The 18,455-nt window shown below is 72.8% G+C and carries 13 protein-coding genes; 1 reads left to right on the top strand and 12 read right to left on the bottom strand.

All coding sequences use genetic code 11. The annotated features are described in order from the left end of the window. Positions 1-58: 58 nt before the first annotated feature. From galE to ABR738_RS13695, 10 genes are all read right to left on the bottom strand, one after another. Positions 59-1,033 (bottom strand): UDP-glucose 4-epimerase GalE, encoded by a 975-nt coding sequence (gene galE, locus ABR738_RS13650; protein ID WP_350230241.1) that lies wholly within the window; start codon positions 1,031-1,033, stop codon positions 59-61. Between the two features lie 16 nt (positions 1,034-1,049). Next, a complete protein-coding gene (locus ABR738_RS13655) occupies positions 1,050-2,684 on the bottom strand; it encodes a glycosyltransferase family 2 protein (RefSeq protein ID WP_350230242.1) in 1,635 nt (544 codons plus the stop codon). 61 nt (positions 2,685-2,745) lie between these two features. Next, a complete protein-coding gene (obgE, locus tag ABR738_RS13660; RefSeq protein ID WP_350230243.1) occupies positions 2,746-4,185 on the bottom strand; it encodes a GTPase ObgE in 1,440 nt (479 codons plus the stop codon). A gap of 149 nt (positions 4,186-4,334) precedes the next feature. Beyond that, on the bottom strand, positions 4,335-4,589 hold the full coding sequence (rpmA, locus tag ABR738_RS13665; RefSeq protein WP_350230244.1) for a 50S ribosomal protein L27: 255 nt from the start codon (positions 4,587-4,589) through the stop codon (positions 4,335-4,337). Between the two features lie 14 nt (positions 4,590-4,603). Further along, positions 4,604-4,924 (bottom strand): 50S ribosomal protein L21, encoded by a 321-nt coding sequence (gene rplU, locus ABR738_RS13670; RefSeq protein ID WP_120723413.1) that lies wholly within the window; start codon positions 4,922-4,924, stop codon positions 4,604-4,606. Positions 4,925-5,094: 170 nt separating this feature from the next. After that, a complete protein-coding gene (galU, locus tag ABR738_RS13675; RefSeq protein WP_350230245.1) occupies positions 5,095-5,967 on the bottom strand; it encodes a UTP--glucose-1-phosphate uridylyltransferase GalU in 873 nt (290 codons plus the stop codon). A 249-nt stretch (positions 5,968-6,216) separates the two neighbouring features. Further along, a complete protein-coding gene (locus ABR738_RS13680) occupies positions 6,217-10,341 on the bottom strand; it encodes an Rne/Rng family ribonuclease (RefSeq protein WP_350230246.1) in 4,125 nt (1,374 codons plus the stop codon). A gap of 222 nt (positions 10,342-10,563) precedes the next feature. Further along, positions 10,564-11,397, bottom strand: a complete 834-nt coding sequence (locus ABR738_RS13685; RefSeq protein ID WP_350230247.1) for a TIGR03936 family radical SAM-associated protein — start codon at positions 11,395-11,397, stop codon at positions 10,564-10,566. Between the two features lie 132 nt (positions 11,398-11,529). Continuing rightward, entirely contained in the window at positions 11,530-12,684 is a 1,155-nt protein-coding gene (locus ABR738_RS13690; protein WP_350230248.1) for a hypothetical protein, read from the bottom strand. A 141-nt stretch (positions 12,685-12,825) separates the two neighbouring features. Then, positions 12,826-13,455 (bottom strand): TetR/AcrR family transcriptional regulator, encoded by a 630-nt coding sequence (locus ABR738_RS13695; protein ID WP_350230249.1) that lies wholly within the window; start codon positions 13,453-13,455, stop codon positions 12,826-12,828. A 126-nt stretch (positions 13,456-13,581) separates the two neighbouring features. Between ABR738_RS13695 and ABR738_RS13700 the strand changes: the two genes are divergently transcribed. Beyond that, positions 13,582-14,574 carry an aldo/keto reductase gene (locus ABR738_RS13700; protein ID WP_350230250.1) on the top strand — a complete coding sequence of 331 codons (993 nt, stop codon included), beginning with the start codon at positions 13,582-13,584 and terminating at the stop codon, positions 14,572-14,574. A gap of 243 nt (positions 14,575-14,817) precedes the next feature. On the opposite strand, the gene ABR738_RS13705 is transcribed toward ABR738_RS13700, so the two are convergent. Next, positions 14,818-16,743, bottom strand: coding sequence for a TIGR03960 family B12-binding radical SAM protein (locus tag ABR738_RS13705; protein ID WP_350230251.1), 1,926 nt, complete (start codon positions 16,741-16,743; stop codon positions 14,818-14,820). Between the two features lie 86 nt (positions 16,744-16,829). Continuing rightward, positions 16,830-18,383 carry a CYTH and CHAD domain-containing protein gene (locus ABR738_RS13710; protein ID WP_350230252.1) on the bottom strand — a complete coding sequence of 518 codons (1,554 nt, stop codon included), beginning with the start codon at positions 18,381-18,383 and terminating at the stop codon, positions 16,830-16,832. Between the last annotated feature and the right edge of the window lie 72 nt (positions 18,384-18,455).

Genomic DNA, 18,455 nt, shown 5'->3' on the forward strand with positions numbered 1-18,455 from the left:
GCCTTCGTGTGCGGCCTTCGTGTGCGCGGGGCCTTCGCGTGCGCTGGGGCCGCGTGGATCAGCCGTCGCGGTGGTGGCGCCAGCCCGCCCACGCCGAGGAGATCATCGCGCGCACGTCGTGGCGGGCCTTCCAGCCGAGCTCGGCGGCGATGCGGTCGGCGGAGGCCACCACACGCGCCGGGTCGCCCGCGCGGCGCGGGTGGACCTCGGGGGCGATGCCGCGCCCGGTGATCTCGTTGATCAGGCCGACCATCTCGCGTACCGAAACGCCTTCGCCACGGCCGATGTTGACGGTCAGGTCCACGGCCCCGCCGGAGGCCTCGGCGAGCTTGCGGGCGGCGGCGAGGTGGGCGTCGGCCAGGTCCTCGACGTGGATGTAGTCGCGCACGCACGTGCCGTCGGGGGTGGCGTAGTCGTCGCCGAAGATGCGCGGCGGCTGCCCGTCCTCCAGCTTCTCGAACACCATCGGTACGAGGTTGAAGATGCCGGTGTCGGCGAGTTCGGGGGCGGCGGCGCCCGCCACGTTGAAGTAGCGCAGGCAGCCCGTGGAGATGTTGTGCGCCTTCCCCGCGGCGCGCACCAGCCACTCACCGGCGAGCTTGGTCTCGCCGTAGGGGCTCATCGGCAGGCACGGGGTGTCCTCGGTGACGAGGTCGACGTCGGGCATGCCGTACACGGACGCGGACGACGAGAACAGGAAGGTGCGCACGCCCGCCGCGGCCACCGCTTCGAGGAGCACGGTCAGACCGAAGACGTTCTCGCGGTAGTAGTGCAGCGGGATCTCGACCGACTCGCCGACCTGCTTCTTGCCCGCGAGGTGCACCACGCCGGTGATGGCGTGCTCGGCCAGGGCGCGGTCGACGAGTTCACGGTCCAGGACGGAGCCGACCACCAAAGGCACGTCCTGCGGCAGCCGGGCCGCGTCGCCGGTGGAGAGGTCGTCCAGGACGACGACCCGCTCCCCCGCCGACGTCATGGCCCGCACTACGTGGGACCCGATGTATCCGGCGCCGCCAGTGATCAGAAAAGTCATGTGCGCGTCCACGTCCTCATCGTCGCCTTGAACGGGCCGCCCGGGCGAGTCTGCGCAGCTTCCCGCCGACCACTCCGAGAGCCCCCTGCAATCCGGGCGCGAGCCGCACCGCGAGCGATCCGCTCGATGTGCGGTACGGCTGCACCAGCAGAACACCGTACCCTCTGGCGGGAACGACCGTGCGCCGCAGACCCGAGGGCCGGGCCCGCAGCGAGGTGCACGGGCCGCCCGGCGCGGCGCCGCTCAGAGCGACCCGCAGATCCCAGATCTGGGTGCCGCGCCCGCCCGCCGCGGCCAGCCGGGTCAGCGGCACCAGGACCTGCCCGGACCAGCCGCCCTCGGCCGCGCGCAGCGGCGCGGTGATGGTCAGGACGCCGCGGTCGCCGTCACGCGGCACGAACTCGACGTCGGCGCGCGCGGGGGCGCCGCTCGCGGTGAGCCGTCCGTACAGTTCGTGCACCCGCAGCTTGAGCAGGCTGCGCCGGCCTGCCTGGAACGTCGCGTCCACGGTGACCGGCAGCCGCTCGGCGGGCATCGCCTCAAGACCGTCGAGCGGCACCCGCGCGAGGTCCTTGGCCCACACCGGGCCGCCATCGGCGGTGGCGTACGGCGGGATGAGGCGGGCCGGGTCGGCGGCGAGCTGCGCGAGCCGGTCGAGATCGCGGGGGCTCTCGCAGGCGAGCACCACCTGGGCGCTCCAGCGGGCAGGCGCCGTCGCGGCGGCGAGCTCGGCGGGATCGAAGCCGGTGAGATAGGCGCGGGTCAGCCGCCACCAGTCCGCCCGGTAGCCGACGTCGCGCACCCGCAGTTCGCGCAGGTACAGACAGAGGTCGTAGTCGATGAACTTGGTGCGGCAGGCGGCGGCGAGCGCCTTGCGGTCGGCGCCCCGGAAGGTCTCGACGGCGCGGACGTGGGCGGCGATCCTCGACTGCCAATTGCCGATGTCCTGGCGCGCGAGCGAGATGGAGACATGGCTGGCGGCGCGGCGCACATGCCAGACGTACACGAGCCGGGGCACGATGGCGACGCGGGGTGCGGCGGCGTACACGCGGGCCGTGAAGACGAAGTCCTCGTACACGAACTTGCCGTCGGGGAACGTCAGTTGATGACCCGTCAGGAAATCGCGACGGTAGAGCTTGTTGACGCACAGGGTGTCGTGCAGGAGTTCGGGGGCCGCCTCGGGCGACTCGTGCACCGCCGCTTCCCGGTACAGACCGGGCTGCCAGCGCACGTCTTGGCGCTCGGGCAGCTCGCGGCGCACGACCCGGCCCACGGCGACCTCAGCGCCGCTCTCCTCGGCCGCGCCCACCAGGGCCGGCACGGCGCCGGGGGGCAGCACGTCGTCGCTGTCGAGGAACATCACGTACCTGCCGGTGGCCGCGGCGATCCCGTCGTTGCGGGGGGTTCCGCAGCCGCCGCTGTTCTCGGTGCGGCGCACCACCTTGACCCGGGGTTCGACGGCGGCCAGACGCTCCAGGACGGCGGGGGTGGCGTCGTGGGAGCAGTCGTCCACGGCCACGACCTCAAAGACGTCCGGACCCTGGGCGAGGGCCGAGCGGACGGCCTCGGCGACCAGCTCGGCGTCGTTGTAGGCGATGACGACGACACTGACGCCACGAGGGCCGTCCGAAGTGGGGGGGCTCTGGGTCACGCGGGAATCCTACGGGAGCTGGCTGTGGCCCCTGGTCTCGACCAAGGGCCACCCTGACCGATTAGAACGGTCCGAATTCCTTGAATTCCTGGTCGGCTTCGTCACGCTCGGCGTCGCGGTCCCGGCGGCGCTGCGCGGCAGGCCGGGGGGCTTCGAGGCGGTGGTCCTCGCCTCGGCGGCCGAGCATTTCGGCGCCCGCCATCATGGTGGGCTCCCAGTCGAAGACGACCGCGTTCTCCTCGGGGCCGATGGCCACACCGTCACCCGAACGGGCGCCTGCCTTCATCAACGCCTCCTCGACGCCGAGGCGGTTGAGCCGGTCAGCGAGGTAGCCGACGGCCTCGTCGTTGTTGAAGTCGGTCTGGCGGATCCAGCGCTCGGGCTTCTCGCCGCGCACCCGGTAGACCTCGTTCGCCTCGTCGTAGGTGACGGTGAAGCCCGCGTCGTCGACGGCCTTGGGGCGGATGACGATGCGCGTCGCCTCCTCCTTCGGCTTGGCGGCGCGCGCCTCGGCGACGATCGCGGCGAGCGCGAAGGACAGCTCCTTCAGGCCCGTGCGGGCCACGGCGGACACCTCGAAGACCTGGTAGCCGCGCTCTTGGAGTTCCGGCCGGATCATGTCGGCGAGGTCCTGGCCGTCCGGGATGTCGATCTTGTTGAGGACCACGATGCGGGGCCGGTCGTCGAGCCCGCCGTACTGGCGCAGCTCCTCCTCGATGATGTCGAGGTCGGAGACCGGGTCGCGGTCGGATTCGAGCGTCGCGGTGTCCAGGACGTGCACGAGGACCGAGCAGCGCTCGACGTGCCGCAGGAATTCCAGGCCGAGGCCCTTGCCCTGGCTGGCTCCCGGGATCAGACCGGGGACGTCCGCGATGGTGTAGACGGTCGAGCCGGCCGTCACCACGCCCAGGTTGGGGACGAGCGTCGTGAACGGGTAGTCCGCGATCTTCGGCTTGGCCGCGGAGAGCACCGAGATCAGCGAGGACTTGCCGGCGCTCGGGTAGCCCACGAGGGCCACGTCGGCGACGGTCTTGAGCTCCAGGACGATGTCGGCCGACTCGCCGGGCACGCCGAGCAGCGCGAAACCGGGGGCCTTGCGGCGGGCGGAGGCGAGCGCCGCGTTGCCGAGGCCGCCGCGGCCGCCCTGGCCCGCGATGTAGGTGGTGCCCTCACCGACGAGGTCGGCGAGCACATTGCCCTGCTTGTCCAGGACGACGGTGCCGTCGGGCACGGGCAGGATCAGGTCCTGGCCGTCCTTGCCCGAGCGGTTGTCGCCGGCGCCGGGCTGGCCGTTGGTGGCCTTGCGGTGCGGCGAGTGGTGGTATTCGAGGAGCGTGGTCACCGACTGGTCGACGACCAGGGTGACATCGCCGCCACGGCCGCCGTTGCCGCCGTCCGGGCCGCCGAGCGGCTTGAACTTCTCACGGTGGACGGAGGCACAGCCGTGGCCTCCGTTACCCGCGGCGACGTGCAGCTCGACGCGGTCCACGAAGGTGGTCATGGGATGTGCCTCCTGGGGCCCCCGGCCGTTTCTCAGGCTGGAGGTAGATACGGGGATGTCTATTCTGTAACACGCGAAAGGCGGACCCGCTTCCCGAAAGGGAAGTGAGGTCCGCCTCCGCTGAAACCGCTCTACAGATGCCTAAGTGATCAGGCAGCCGGAACGATGTTCACGACCTTGCGGCCACGGTGGGTGCCGAACTCCACCGCACCGGCCTGGAGCGCGAAGAGGGTGTCGTCGCCACCGCGACCGACGCCCGCGCCCGGGTGGAAGTGGGTGCCGCGCTGGCGGACCAGGATCTCACCGGCGTTGACGGTCTGACCGCCGAAGCGCTTGACGCCGAGCCGCTGAGCGTTGGAATCGCGACCGTTCCGAGTGGACGATGCGCCCTTCTTGTGTGCCATGTCTCCTCAGTCCCTTACTTCGCAGCCGTGGGGATGCCGGTGACCTTGATCGCCGTGTACTGCTGGCGGTGGCCCTGGCGACGGCGGTAACCGGTCTTGTTCTTGTACCGAAGGATGTCGATCTTGGCACCCTTGTGGTGGTCCACGATCTCGGCGGTGACCTTGATGCCGGCCAGCACCCACGGGTCGCTGGTCACAGCGTCGCCGTCGACAACGAGCAGGGTCGAGAGCTCGACCGTGTCGCCAACCTTGGCAGTGGAAATCTTGTCAACCTCAACGATGTCGCCGACAGCAACCTTGTGCTGGCGACCACCGCTGCGCACGATGGCGTACACGCGGATCTCTCTCTCGCTCGATACGGAACCCTTGAAGCCAGCCGTCCCGCGAAGAAGCAGGGGGCCTCCCCCGGCGGACCGGGAGGTGAGGTGCTCAGGGGCGGGCGCGTATATAAACACGCCGAGGGACAAGGCTACGGGGCCGGACGTGGTGGGTCAAACCAGCGTCATTACCCGCACTCCTCGGCGACGAAACCACGCAGCCACGAGCGGAAGTCCGGGCCCAGATCCGCGCGCTCGCCGGCCAGGCGGACGATGGCCCGCAGATACTGCGCCCGATCACCGGTGTCGTAGCGGCGGCCGGTGAAGACGACGCCGTGCACGGTGTCGAGCCGGTTGAGCGCGTCGGTGAGCTGGATCTCGCCGCCCCGGCCGGGCCCGGTGCGGCGCAGCACCTCGAAGACGGCCGGGTCCAGGACGTAGCGGCCGATCACCGCCAGGTTCGAGGGCGCCGCCGACCGGTCCGGCTTCTCCACCAGGCTCCGTACGCGGACGACGTCGGCCTCGCCGGTCGCCTCAACGGCGGCGCATCCGTACTGGTGGATCTGCTCGGGCGCCACCTCCATCAGCGCGACCACGCTGCCGCCCTCGCGTTCGCGCACCTCCACCATGCGGGCGAGGAGCGGATCGCGGGCGTCGATCAGGTCGTCGCCGAGCAGCACCGCGAAGGGCTCGTCCCCGACGTGCGGGGCGGCGCACAGCACCGCGTGCCCGAGCCCCTTGGGGTCGCCCTGGCGCACGTAGTGGATCGCGCCGAGGCCGCTGGGCTCGCGGACCTTGGCGAGCCGGTCGGTGTCGCCCTTGCGGGCCAGCGCGGACTCCAGTTCGTGGTTGCGGTCGAAGTGGTCCTCAAGGGCCCGCTTGTTGCGCCCGGTGACCATCAGGACGTCCCACAGCCCCGCCGCGACGGCCTCCTCGACGACGTACTGGATCGCCGGTTTGTCGACCACCGGCAGCATCTCTTTCGGAGTGGCCTTGGTGGCGGGCAGAAAACGGGTGCCGAGACCGGCTGCGGGGATGACGGCTTTGCTGATCACACTCATGCGGGGCGCGGACTCTCCTTCGTCACGACAGAGCCCGCCCCCGGCGATCCGGGGGCGGGCTCCTGGGCCTCGCATCAGCCAACTACCGCTCGATGTACATGGGCTGAGCGGCGGCTGTCCGTCAGCTGTCGGGTGACGGGGTGGCGACGGGCAGCCGGCAGCGGGTGGGTGCGGGATGGCGGGAGGGGTGACGGCGGACGACAACTGATAACTGACGATGGAAAGTTGTCAGCTGTCATCCGCCGACTGTCAGTCCTCCGTCGTCGCCGACACCGACGGCGACTGCTGTTCGGCCGCCGCCGTCTTCTTCGCCGTGGCCTTCTTCGCGGTCGTCTTCTTCGCGGTCGTCTTCTTCGCCGCCGTCTTCGTGGCCGCCGTCTTCTTGGTGACCGCCTTCTTCGCGGTGGCCTTCTTCGCCGTCTTGCGGGCCGCCTTCTTGGCCGGTGCGGCCTCCTCGGCGCTCTCCGGGGACTGCGCCGGGTCCGAGGACACGGCCGACTCGGCGGGCGCGGCCGGCTCGGCTGCCGGGGTGGCGACCACCACGACGACCGCGGCGTCCTCGGCGCCCGACGGCGAACCGGCGGGGGCCGTGGCCTTGCGGGTGGCGCGGCGGCGGGCCCGCGGCGGGGCGGCGACGGGCGCCTCCTCGACGACGGACTCGGTCACGGGCGCGGCGGGCTCGGCCACGGGCGCCTCGGCCTTCGTCTCCTGCGCCTTCGGCTCGGGCTCCGTGACGACCACGACCGGCTCGGCGGCGGCCGACGTCGGCGCGCCTGCCGGGGCGGTCGCCTTGCGGGTGGCGCGACGGCGGTTGGGGGCGCCTCCCTGGCCCTTGAGGCCCCGGGAGAGGCCGCGCGGCGCGTCGTCCTCGATGAACGAGGCGACCGTCACCGCGGCCGGGGCCCGCTCGGGCTCCGCCTCCTTGGGCTCCCTGCCCTGCTTGCCCTGCTTGGCCTCCTCGGCCACGGGGTCCGGGGCCGCCGGGGTCTCGGCGGCGGCGCGCGGTGCGCCGGCGGGCGCGGATGCCTTGCGGGTGGCGCGGCGGCGTGAGCGGCCGCCACGGGCCGCATACTCCGCCTCTGCGACGCTGCTGTACAGCTCCTCGTCGGGCACGAACTCGGGCTCGGCGAGCGCGACGGGCGCCGCGATCTCCGCGGCGACCTCGGCCTCGGACTCGATGGCCTCGACGTCCTCGATGGCTTCGGCCTCGGCGGTCTCGTGCTCGTGCTCGTGGGTGTGCTGGTCGTGCTGGTCGTGCTCGGCGCCGCCGCGGCCGCGCTTCTTGGCACGCTTGCCCGCGCCGCCGCCGACCGCGGCCGGCTGCTCCATGTGCACGATCACGCCGCGCCCGTTGCAGTGGACGCAGGTCTCCGAGAACGACTCGAGCAGGCCCTGGCCGACCCGCTTGCGGGTCATCTGCACCAGGCCGAGCGAGGTGACCTCGGCCACCTGGTGCTTGGTGCGGTCGCGGCCCAGGCATTCGAGCAGCCGGCGCAGGACCAGGTCGCGGTTGGACTCAAGGACCATGTCGATGAAGTCGATGACGACGATGCCACCGAGGTCGCGCAGCCGCAGCTGGCGCACGATCTCCTCGGCCGCTTCGAGGTTGTTCCTCGTCACGGTCTCTTCGAGGTTGCCGCCCTGGCCGGTGAACTTGCCGGTGTTGACGTCGACGACGATCATCGCCTCGGTCTTGTCGATCACCAGCGAACCGCCGGACGGCAGCCAGACCTTGCGGTCGAGCGCCTTGGCCAGCTGCTCGTCGATCCGGTACGTCGCGAAGACGTCGACCTCGCTGGTCCAGCGCGACAGGCGCTCGGTGAGGTCCGGGGCGACGTGGGCGACGTACCCGTGGATGGTCTCCCACGCCTCGTCACCGCTGACGATGACCTTGGTGAAGTCCTCGTTGAAGATGTCGCGGACGACCCGGACGGTCATGTCCGGCTCGCCGTAGAGCAGCGACGGCGAGGACGTCGAGATCTGGTTGGCCTTCTTCTGGATCTCGGCCCACTGCGCCTGAAGGCGCTCGACGTCGCGGCGCAGCTCGTCCTCGCTCGCGCCCTCGGCGGCGGTGCGCACGATGACGCCCGCGTCCTCGGGGACGATCTTCTTGAGGATGGTCTTCAGACGCGCGCGCTCGGTGTCGGGGAGCTTGCGGCTGATGCCGGTCATCGAGCCTTCGGGCACGTACACCAGGTAGCGGCCGGGCAGCGAGACCTGGCTGGTCAGGCGGGCGCCCTTGTGGCCGATGGGGTCCTTGGTGACCTGGACGAGCACCGACTGGCCGGACTTGAGGGCGGCTTCGATGCGGCGCGGGCCGTTGCCCATGCCGAGCGATTCGAAGTTGACCTCACCGGCGTACAGGACGGCGTTGCGGCCCTTGCCGATGTCGACGAACGCGGCCTCCATGGACGGCAGCACGTTCTGGACCTTGCCCAGGTAGACGTTGCCGACGTACGAGGTGGCCTGCTCCTTGTTGACGTAGTGCTCGACGAGAACGTCGTCCTCGAGGACACCGATCTGGGTGCGCTCGCCGCTCTGGCGCACGACCATCACGCGCTCGACGGCTTCGCGGCGGGCCAGGAACTCGGCCTCGGTGATGATCGGGACGCGGCGGCGGCCCTGCTCGCGGCCTTCGCGGCGGCGCTGCTTCTTGGCCTCCAGACGCGTCGAGCCCTTGATGGACTGGACCTCGTCGGACGAGGAGGACGCGAGGGCGTCCATGCGCTCGCGGACCGGGCGCGGCTCGCGGACCTTGACGACCGTGCGCTCCGGGTCGTCGGCTCCGGTCTCGGCCTCGGGGCCCGCGTCGCCCGTGCGGCGACGGCGGCGGCGCCGGCGCCGGCTGCTGCTGGTGCCGGCGGCGGAGGGCGTGCCGTCGGTGTCGTCCTCGTCCTCGTGCTCGTCGGACTCGGACTCGGACTCGGTCTCACTGTGGGCGGCTTCGCCCTGTTCGGCCTGCTCGTACGCCTGCTCGTCCGCGGCGTCCTCCGCCTCGGCGCTCTCACCGCGGCGACGGCGACGGCCGCCTCGGCGACGGCGGCGCGAGGGACGGTCGTCGTCGGTGTCGTCGGAGTCCGTGTCGGCCTCGGCCTCGGCGGGCTCGTCCGACTGCTCCTCGACCGGCTCGTCGGCGGGCTTGTCCTGGACGGGTTCGGCGCTCTCGCCGCGGCGGCGGCGACGGCGCGATCGGCCCTGGGGTTCGGCGGCGGGCTCGGCGGCGACGGGCTCGGGGGCGGCGGCCTCGACCACCGTCTCCTCGTCCTCGGCAGGCTCATCGACGCGCGCGGCGGCGGCAGCGGCGGCCGTCTCTGGGGTCTGGAACATCGGCTCGGTGAACACGGGCGCCTGGAACACGGCGACGGCGGGGCGCGTGGCGCGGCGGCGGGAGCGGCCGGTGGGGGCGGGCTCCTCGGCGCGCGGGGCGGCGGCCTGCGGCTCCGGCTGGACGGGGGTGAACTGCGGGGCGGAGGCGGGGCGCGCGGCGCGGCGGCGGGTCCGGCCCCGGGGTGCCTCGTCCTCGACGGGGGCTTGGGCGGCGGCCGGGGCCTCGGCGACGGCGGTCTCCTGGTCCTCGTCCGTCTCGTCCGTCTCCTCGGGGGCGGCGGGCGCCTCGGGCGCGGTGACCTCGGCGGCGACGGTGGTCTCCGGCGCGGTCGCCTTGCGGGTGGCGCGGCGGCGGGTACGCGGCGCGGGCGCCTCGGCGGCCTCTTCGGCGGCGGGCGCGGCGGGCGCGGCGGGGGCCTCGGGCGCGGCGGCCGGGGCCTGGGCGGCCTCGACGATCTCCTCGCCGGCACGGGGCGCGCCGGCGGGCGCGGTGGCCTTGCGCGTGGCGCGGCGGCGGGCACGCGGGGAGGGGGTCTCGGCGCTGTCGCCGGTCGCCTCGGGGACGGCGGGCGCGGGCTCGGCCTCGACGATCTCCTCGGCGGGGGCCGGGGCGCCGGCGGGGGCGTTGGCCTTGCGCGTGGCACGGCGGCGGGTGCGCGGGGCGGGCGCGGCGGCGGTGTCGTCGGCGGCCTCGGGGGCGGCGGGCGCCTCGGTGGCGCCGGTTTCGGTGGTGGCCGGCGTCTGCGCGGTCTCGGCGCCCGGGGCCGTGGTGGTGGCCGGAGCGGACGCGGTGCGCGTGGCGCGGCGGCGGGTACGGGGTGCGGGTGCGGCGGCCTCGTCGGCGGCGGGCGCGGCCGGCGCGGTGTGCTGGTCCTCGGCCTGGGCGGGGGCCGGGGCCGCGGCGGTGGGCTCGGTGCCCTGCGCTCCGGCCGGGGGCCCGGCGGGCCGCGACGCCGCGCGGCGCCTGCGGCGCGGCGGCAGCGTGTCGCTGGGGCTGCTCTGGTCGTTGGTGTTTCCGGGGGTGCCGGATTCGTTCTGCTCAAGCATGCGGGCGTAGCTCCCGTCACGCTCCCGGGCGCCGCGCCTGTTCCGGTCCGGCGGCACGTACCGCGTGATGTGCGCGGGTGCCGCCGTCCGGGGCGCGGGCGCCGCACGGGAGCTGATATGTCTGGCTCGCCGGTTCCCTGCGCGATGTACGCACGGCCTGGCGAAAGTCTTTTAGGTCAGTGCGCTGCCCGGCTCAGGTGGCTCCCGAGTGCCAGGGCTGCGCTACGACGGCCGCCCTTGCGCGGCGGGACCTTCCGGCGTCGCCGCGGAGACGGTCCCGGCGATTGGGGTCTCCCCCAGTTCGAGCGAAGCCGAGAACTTGGGGACTTGTGGAGCGGCCGGGGCTGCCTCGCGGTCGGGCGCGAGGGGGTCGGTCACCGTGCCGGACTCCTCGTCGAAGAGCCCCTGCGCCAGCCTGGTCACCGCTGCGGCGACGGGCGGCGCCAGGTCGGCCACGGCGTGGAGACCGGACAGGACGTCGTCAGGTCGCACGGCAGGTGTCACGTGCCGCACTACCAGCCGCAGTATCGCACAGGCCTCGCCGAGAGGCCTATCGGCCCCCGGGGCGAGTGCCCGCAGTTCGGCGACCGCGCCCCGGGTGTCGAAGGTGCGCATGCCGTTCTTGGTCTTGCGCTGGACCTCGACGCTGTCGGCGGCGAGGAAGGCGGTGACGGCCTTCTCGGCCTCGTCCAGGGTGACGCCGTCCAGGCGCAGCTCCCAGATGGAGGCGGTCAGACGGTCGGCGAGGCCCGAGGTGCGGGCTTCGACGGCGTCGGTGATGTCGAGCCCGGTGGGCAGCGACTCGTCGAGCAGCGCGCGCAGTTTCTCGGGGTCGCGGTGCGCGGTGAGGGCGATCTCCAGGTATTCGGCCTCGGAGCCGACGCCGGTGGGCGCGGCGTTGGCGTACGACACCTTGGGGTGCGGGGTGAAGCCCGCCGAGTACGCCATGGGCACCTCGGCGCGGCGCAGGGCCCGCTCGAAGGCGCGCTGGAAGTCACGGTGGCTGGTGAACCGGAGGCGGCCGCGCTTGGTGTAGCGCAGGCGGATGCGCTGCACCGCGGGTGCGGGCGGCGGGCCTTCGGGCTGTCGCTTGCCCAGTGGTTCTTCTCCTCGTGCGGGGCGGGCGCGGTGGGCGCCGCCCACCGTCCTGTGGGGGCCCCTCCGGTCACGGACCGTACGTCGCCCGGCTCATCCCTCCGCTTTGCTGAGGGAGATCTCGGGGGCGGGCACCGCGCCGGAGGCAGTAGTTGTACTACCCAGAGTACGCGCCCCGTGCGCGGCGGGTTCCCGGGGCGGGCCGCCGACCAGGGCTCGCCAGGCGTCCTGCCGGGCGGTGCGTACGGTCCGGCGGGCCGAGGCCAGCGCTTCCCGCGTGGCGCGCCCGGCGCTGCGGGCCGCCTCGCTCGCGGCGCGTCCCGCCGCCAGGGCGAGGCGCCCGACCGGTCGCAGCACCGCGTCGCGCACCCAGTGCCCGACCGGGGTGAGCAGGGTCACGTACACCCAGCGCACGGGCCGTCCCAGGAGGTTCCGGGCGAGCCACTTCAGGGCGCGTCCCGCCGCCCGGGAGACGAAGCCGGCGGCGCGCCAGGCGTGTGCGAAGGCGGCGCCGGTCTCCCGCACGACGACGCGGACCGCACGTCCCAGGGGCGTGAGGACCGTGCGGTACAGCCACAGCGCGGGCACCACGAGCAGCAGCGCGCCCACCGCCGCGAGCCCGCGCCCCGTCAGGGCCAGTCCGGCCGCGGCCAGCGAGGCGAGCCGGGCGAGGCCGTGCCCGACCGGAGTGAGCACGTGCCGGTACAGCCAGGCCGCCGGCGCGACCAGCCCGTACCGCAGCAGCGGCGCGAGCACCCAGCGCCAAAGCGCGACCCAGGGCCACACGAACACGGCCCGCAGTACCCAGATGAGGGCGGCCGCGATGCCCTTGACGCCCCACGCGAGCCCGAGCCCGATCCCCTTGAGCACCCAGGCGGTGCCCCGCCCCAGCGGAGTCAGGACCGTCCGGTACAGCCATACGAGCGGGAGCGCGACCAGCGTGGCGAGCACCCAGCCCACGCCTCGCGCGAGCGCGCCGATCCCGGCCCCGATCCCCCGGCCGACCCAGCACACCGCGTGCCCGACAGGCGTCAACACCGCCCGGTACAACCACCCGAACGGGATCACCACCAGCCCCCGCCACACCGGCGCGAACACCCGCCGCCCCAACGCCTTGACCCCGACCGCGAGCAGGTCCCACACCACCCGCACAGGCACGACGAGCACAAAGACGACAATCCGCACGGGTATGCGCACGGCGACGGCGAGGCAGCCTTCGGAGGGCTGGGGGGACGGGTGGTTCTCCATGTCGTCCAGGACGCACGAACAGGTCCCGGCGTTGCGCTCCAGGCCCTCTGATCTGCCGTCGGAGACCGGGCACGAGCAGGGCCGGGCGTGACAGCGCGGGGGCGGGCGCGGCCGGAAGCGCGTACGGGTCGGGCGTGGGCCTCAGACCGGGCGGGGGAATATCCGTTCGACTGCGGTCACCAGCGCGGCGCGGCGGGCGGTGATGGAGGGGTCCGCGGCCTGGTCCGCGGCAGCGGCGGCGATTTCGGGCTGGCCTGCCCAGGTCATGGCGAGCTGGTTGATCAGGGCGAGGACGTCGACCGGGTCCCAGGTCGGGTCGAGCAGGCCGACACGCTGGGCGTCGCGGAGTTTGTCGAGCTTGCCGGTGATCGTGGCTTGGAGGGGGCCGGCGGTGTTGTCCGCCGACTCGGCCAGCTCGAGGCGGCCCCAGGTGATCAGGCGGTAGTGGTCCGGACGGGCCGCGAAGTGGTCGAAGAGGGTGCCGGCGTAACCGGGCAGGTCGGCCGGGTCCAGCCGAGTCGCCTCGACGAGTGTGGCCGTCTCGCGTGCGGCGACGTACGCGTAGAGGGCTTCCTTGCTGCGGAAGTAGGCGTAGACCCGTTCCTTGCTCGTCCTGGCCTGCTTGGCGATGCGGTCCACACGGGCGCCGGCGATCCCGTGCCGGGCAAACTCCTCCGTCGCGGTGGCGACGATCCTGTGGCGCGTGGAGTCGGTGGACTCGCCCGGGATGGCGGCGTCGGGGGTCTGGCCAGGGCCGGTGGAACGAGGCATGGGCCCAGGATAGGCGACCGAACCGTTCGGTTTTGCGCCGCACTCCGGGCGGACGTAGGGTCATACCAAACCGTTTGGTTTGGCCAGCTGGGAGCTGCGCCGACATACGACACGAGGAGCGATCTCATGCAGCACCGCACCCTGGGACGGCAGGGCCTGCGCGTCTCCGCGCTCGGACTGGGCGTGATGGGGATGTCCCTGGCCTACGGCCCCTCGAACGACGAGGACGCCATCTCCACCATCCACCGCGCCCACGAACTCGGAGTGGACTTCTTCGACACCGCCGAGCTGTACGGCCAAGGCACCGGCAGCAACGAGACGCTGCTCGGCAACGCGGTCGAGGACTTCCGCGACGAGGTCGTCCTGGCCACCAAGTTCGGCTTCGACATGACCAGCGACGCGTTGGGGAGCGGCGTCGACAGCCGCCCTCAGAACATCCGCGAGGTCGCGGAGAACAGCCTGCGCTACCTCAAGACCGACCGCATCGACCTCTTCTACCAGCACATCTCCGACCCCGACGTACCGGCCGAGGAGGTCGCAGGCACTGTCGGTGACCTGATCACCGAAGGCAAGGTGCGGTACTTCGGCCTGAGCAACGTCGGCCCGCGGTACATCCGCCGCGCCCACGCCGTCACCCCGGTCACAGCCCTTCAGTACGAGTACTCGATCTTCGAACGCGAGGTGGAGGACGAGATCCTGCCGGTCCTGCGGGAGTTGGGGATCGGCCTGGTGCCGTACTCGCCGCTCGGCCGCGGCTTCCTCTCCGGCGTGGTCAAGCCCGCCGACGAGTATCCCGAGGACGACATGCGCCGCTGGGACGAGCGCTGGCAGGGCGAGAACTACGCCTACAACCTGAACGCCGCCGGCCAGCTCCGAAAGCTCGCCGCCACCAAGGGCATCACCCCCGCCCAGATCGCCCTGGCATGGCTTCTGGCCCAGGGCGAGGACGTCGTCCCGATCCCGGGCACCCGCAGCGCCACACGTCTGGAGGAGAACGTCGGCGCCACCGATATGGAACTCACCGAGGCCGACCTGGCCCGTATCCGGGAGGTCCTCCCCCAGGGCTCCGCGGGCAGCCGCTACCCGGCCTCATTGATGGCCGGCTTCCGCACCGACTGACAGCCCGCACTTCGAGTTCGGCCGTCCCGGGCAAGCGGCGCCGAGCAGCGGCGGCCGTGTCCTCCCGGGCGGGGCCATGACCGGGAGGACACGCCGACGCGCGCACCAGCCACAGCGCGTCCTGCTCCGAGGGGTTTCCGGTCGCGCCGGCAGCCGCCGGTGCGTCCGGAGGGCCCGCACATGACGCTGCCGTGTCCACCGGGGCTCGGATGGACACGGCAGCGTTTGGGTCTGCGCGCGGCGCTACTTGACGACCGTCAGCGGCAGCAGTTTCTTGCCCGTGGGGCCGATCTGGATGGACGTGTCCATCTGCGGGCACACCCCGCAGTCGAAGCACGGCGTCCAGCGGCAGTCCTCGACCTCGGTCTCGTCGAGCGAGTCCTGCCAGTCCTCCCACAGCCAGTCCTTGTCGAGGCCCGAGTCGAGGTGGTCCCAGGGCAGGACTTCCTCGTAGGTGCGCTCGCGGGTGGTGTACCAGTCGACGTCGACGCCGAAGGCGGGCAGCGTCTTGTCGGCGCAGGCCATCCAGCGGTCGTAGCTGAAGTGCTCGCGCCAGCCGTCGAAGCGGCCGCCGTCCTCGTAGACGGCGCGGATGACGGCGCCCACGCGGCGGTCGCCGCGCGAGAGCAGGCCCTCGACGATGCCGGGCTTGCCGTCGTGGTAGCGGAAACCGATGGAGCGGCCGTACTTCTTGTCGCCGCGGATCTTGTCGCGCAGCTTGGTCAGGCGCGCGTCCGTCTCCTCGGCCGACAGCTGCGGCGCCCACTGGAAGGGGGTGTGGGGCTTGGGTACGAATCCGCCGATGGAGACCGTGCAGCGGATGTCGTTCTGGCCGGATACCTCGCGGCCCTTGGCGATGACGTTGACCGCCATGTCGCCGATCTGGAGGACGTCCTCGTCGGTCTCGGTGGGCAGGCCGCACATGAAGTACAGCTTCACCTGGCGCCAGCCGTTGCCGTACGCGGTGGCGACGGTGCGGATCAGGTCCTCTTCGGAGACCATCTTGTTGATGACCTTGCGCATGCGCTCGGAGCCGCCCTCGGGGGCGAAGGTGAGGCCCGAGCGGCGGCCGTTGCGGGTCAGTTCGTTGGCGAGGTCGACGTTGAAGGCGTCCACGCGGGTCGAGGGCAGCGACAGGCCGATCTTGTCGTCCGTGTAGCGGTCCGCGAGGCCCTTGGCGATGTCGCCGATCTCGGTGTGGTCGGCCGAGGACAGGGAGAGCAGGCCCACCTCTTCGAAGCCGGTGGCCTTGAGGCCCTTCTCCACCATCTCGCCGATGCCGGTGATGCTTCGCTCCCGCACGGGGCGCGTGATCATGCCGGCCTGGCAGAAGCGGCAGCCTCGGGTGCAGCCGCGGAAGATCTCCACGGACATGCGTTCGTGGACGGTCTCGGCAAGCGGGACCAGGGGCTGCTTGGGGTAGGGCCACTCGTCGAGGTCCATGACGGTGTGCTTGGAGACCCGCCACGGCACACCCGACCTGTTGGGTACGACACGGGCGATGCGGCCGTCGGGCAGGTACTCGACGTCGTAGAAGGCGGGAACGTACACGCTGCCGGTGCGCGACAGGCGGAACAGGACCTCTTCGCGGCCGCCGGGGCGGCCCTCGGCCTTCCACGCCCGGACGATCTCCGTCATGTCGAGGACGGCCTGCTCGCCGTCGCCGATGATCGCGCAGTCGATGAAGTCCGCGATCGGCTCGGGGTTGAAGGCCGCGTGGCCGCCCGCGAGGACGATCGGGTCGTCCAGGGTGCGGTCCTTGGACTCCAGCGGGATGCCCGCGAGGTCGAGGGCGGTCAGCATGTTGGTGTAGCCGAGCTCGGTGGAGAAGCTGAGGCCGAAGACGTCGAACGCCTTCAGCGGGCGGTGCGAGTCCACGGTGAACTGGGGCACCTGGTGCTCCCGCATGAGCTCTTCCATGTCGGGCCACACGCTGTACGTGCGCTCGGCCAGGACGCCCTCGCGCTCGTTCAGCACCTCATAGAGGATCATGACGCCCTGGTTGGGCAGGCCCACCTCGTACGCGTCCGGGTACATGAGCGCCCAGCGGACGTCACACTCGTCCCAGGCCTTGACGGTGGAGTTGAGCTCACCGCCGACGTACTGGATCGGCTTCTGCACGTGCGGGAGCAGCGCTTCGAGCTGTGGGAAGACGGACTCGGCAGACATCTCGACCTTCGTGGGCTGGCAGGGGGCGACTCTCTAGCGTAACGCGCGTCGCGTCGCCCCCTCGCCCGCCGATCACGGGCCGGCCGTCAGCCGCCGTGGAGCCGGGCCCGGCGGGCCCGGGCCCACACCTCGGGCAGTTCCCGCTCGCGCGCCGCCGCGCGCGCCTCCTCGCGCCCGTACAGGAGCCCCCAGGTGAACGCGGTCTCGCCGGCCGCGTGGGCCCGGGCGGCCAGGGTGCGCAGCGCGGCGCGCGCGACCACGCTGTCCTGGTGGTCGCCGAGGGTGTTCTGTACGGCCTTGAGGCGCTTGGCGAGCTTCTTGGCGGGCTTGCCGAGCACGGGGGTCGCGGCCTGGGCGGCGTAGCGGGCGCGTTTGGCGGCCTTGCGGGCGGCGTGCAGGGCGAGGTCGCGTTCGGGGCCGGGGGCCAGGGCGAGGGCGGTGTCGAGGCGGCGCGCCAGACGCCGGTGGTCCTTGCGCACGGCCCGGCGCAGGACGCGGGCGGCGGGCCGGTGGGCGCCGGGCAGCAGCGGCGGGTCGGCGAGGAGGCGGTCGAGGGCGCCGAGGAGCGCCAGATGGCGCGGGCTGTCGAGCGCGGCGAGGGTGGTGCGCCGGGCTTCGGCGTGCTGGGCGACGCGGCGGACGCACAGCCGGGCGGTGACGGGGCCGAGCACCAAGGTGGTGGGCAGCGCCCGGATGTGGGCGTCGAGGCGCTGGGCGAGCACGTCGCCGTCGCGGTCGACGCCGAGTTCACGCGCGAGCCATTTCAGCTCGTCGCCGAGGGGATCGGTGACGGTCCGGTCGAGGACTTTGGCGTACGACTTGAACGCGCTGCGCAGGCGGCGTGTGGTGACCCTCATCCGGTGGACGGCGTCGGGCAGTTCGCGGCGCACGGCCGGGTCGAGGGCGACGAGGGCATCACGCTGGGCCCGCAGATGCGCGAGCACCCGGGCGCCGGCGGTGTCCTCTGCGGGCTCGGGCGGCACGCCCCGGGTCCGCCCGGCCTCCGCGTCCGCGCCCGTCGGCGCCGGGGCCGTCTCGCGCAGGGCGCGGGCCACCTTGGAGGGGCTGGTGGCGGGCTTGATACCCGTCTCGGCGAGCAGCGCGCCGATGTGGTCCAGGAGGGCGACGTCCTGGACGCCGTCGGCGAGTTCGGCCTCGATCTCGGTCCAGGAGGTGGCGGAGCAGCCCGGGCGCAGCCCTTCGGCGCGTACGGTGTCGACGCTGATCTCGACGAGCCGGCCGCCGTCCTCAGCCAGGAGGTGGCGTACGGCGCGCGAGGAACGCAGGCGTACGACGGGGACGAGCGTGCCCTCGCGTACGCGGGAGCGCACCAGGGCGGCGAGCGCGGGCGGCACGTCGTCGCTGAGCGGGGCGCGGATCTCGTCGCGGACGCCGGCGGAAACGGGGAGTTTGAGGTGCCAGCCGGCGTCGGCGCCGCCCGTTCTGCGGCGCAGCGTCAGAGAGCCGGCGCCCAGGCGCAGGTCCTGGGTGTCGTAGTAGACCGCGTCGAGTTCGACGACGCCCGGGTCGGTGACGCGGGCGACGCCGGGGAGCGTGGTCAGGTCGGGGAGCGGGGGCGGGCCCCCGTGCGACGCGGGGAACTCGAATTTCCGCTCGATCTCGCGCTTCGTGTCCGCCATGAATCGACCCTAGACGCGTCGCGCCCCGAACGGCAGGGCGCGGGGTCGGCGGCAGAAGCGGGGTGGGGGCCG

Origin of the sequence: Streptomyces sp. Edi4, from assembly GCF_040253615.1 — a bacterium.
Lineage (GTDB): Bacteria > Actinomycetota > Actinomycetes > Streptomycetales > Streptomycetaceae > Streptomyces.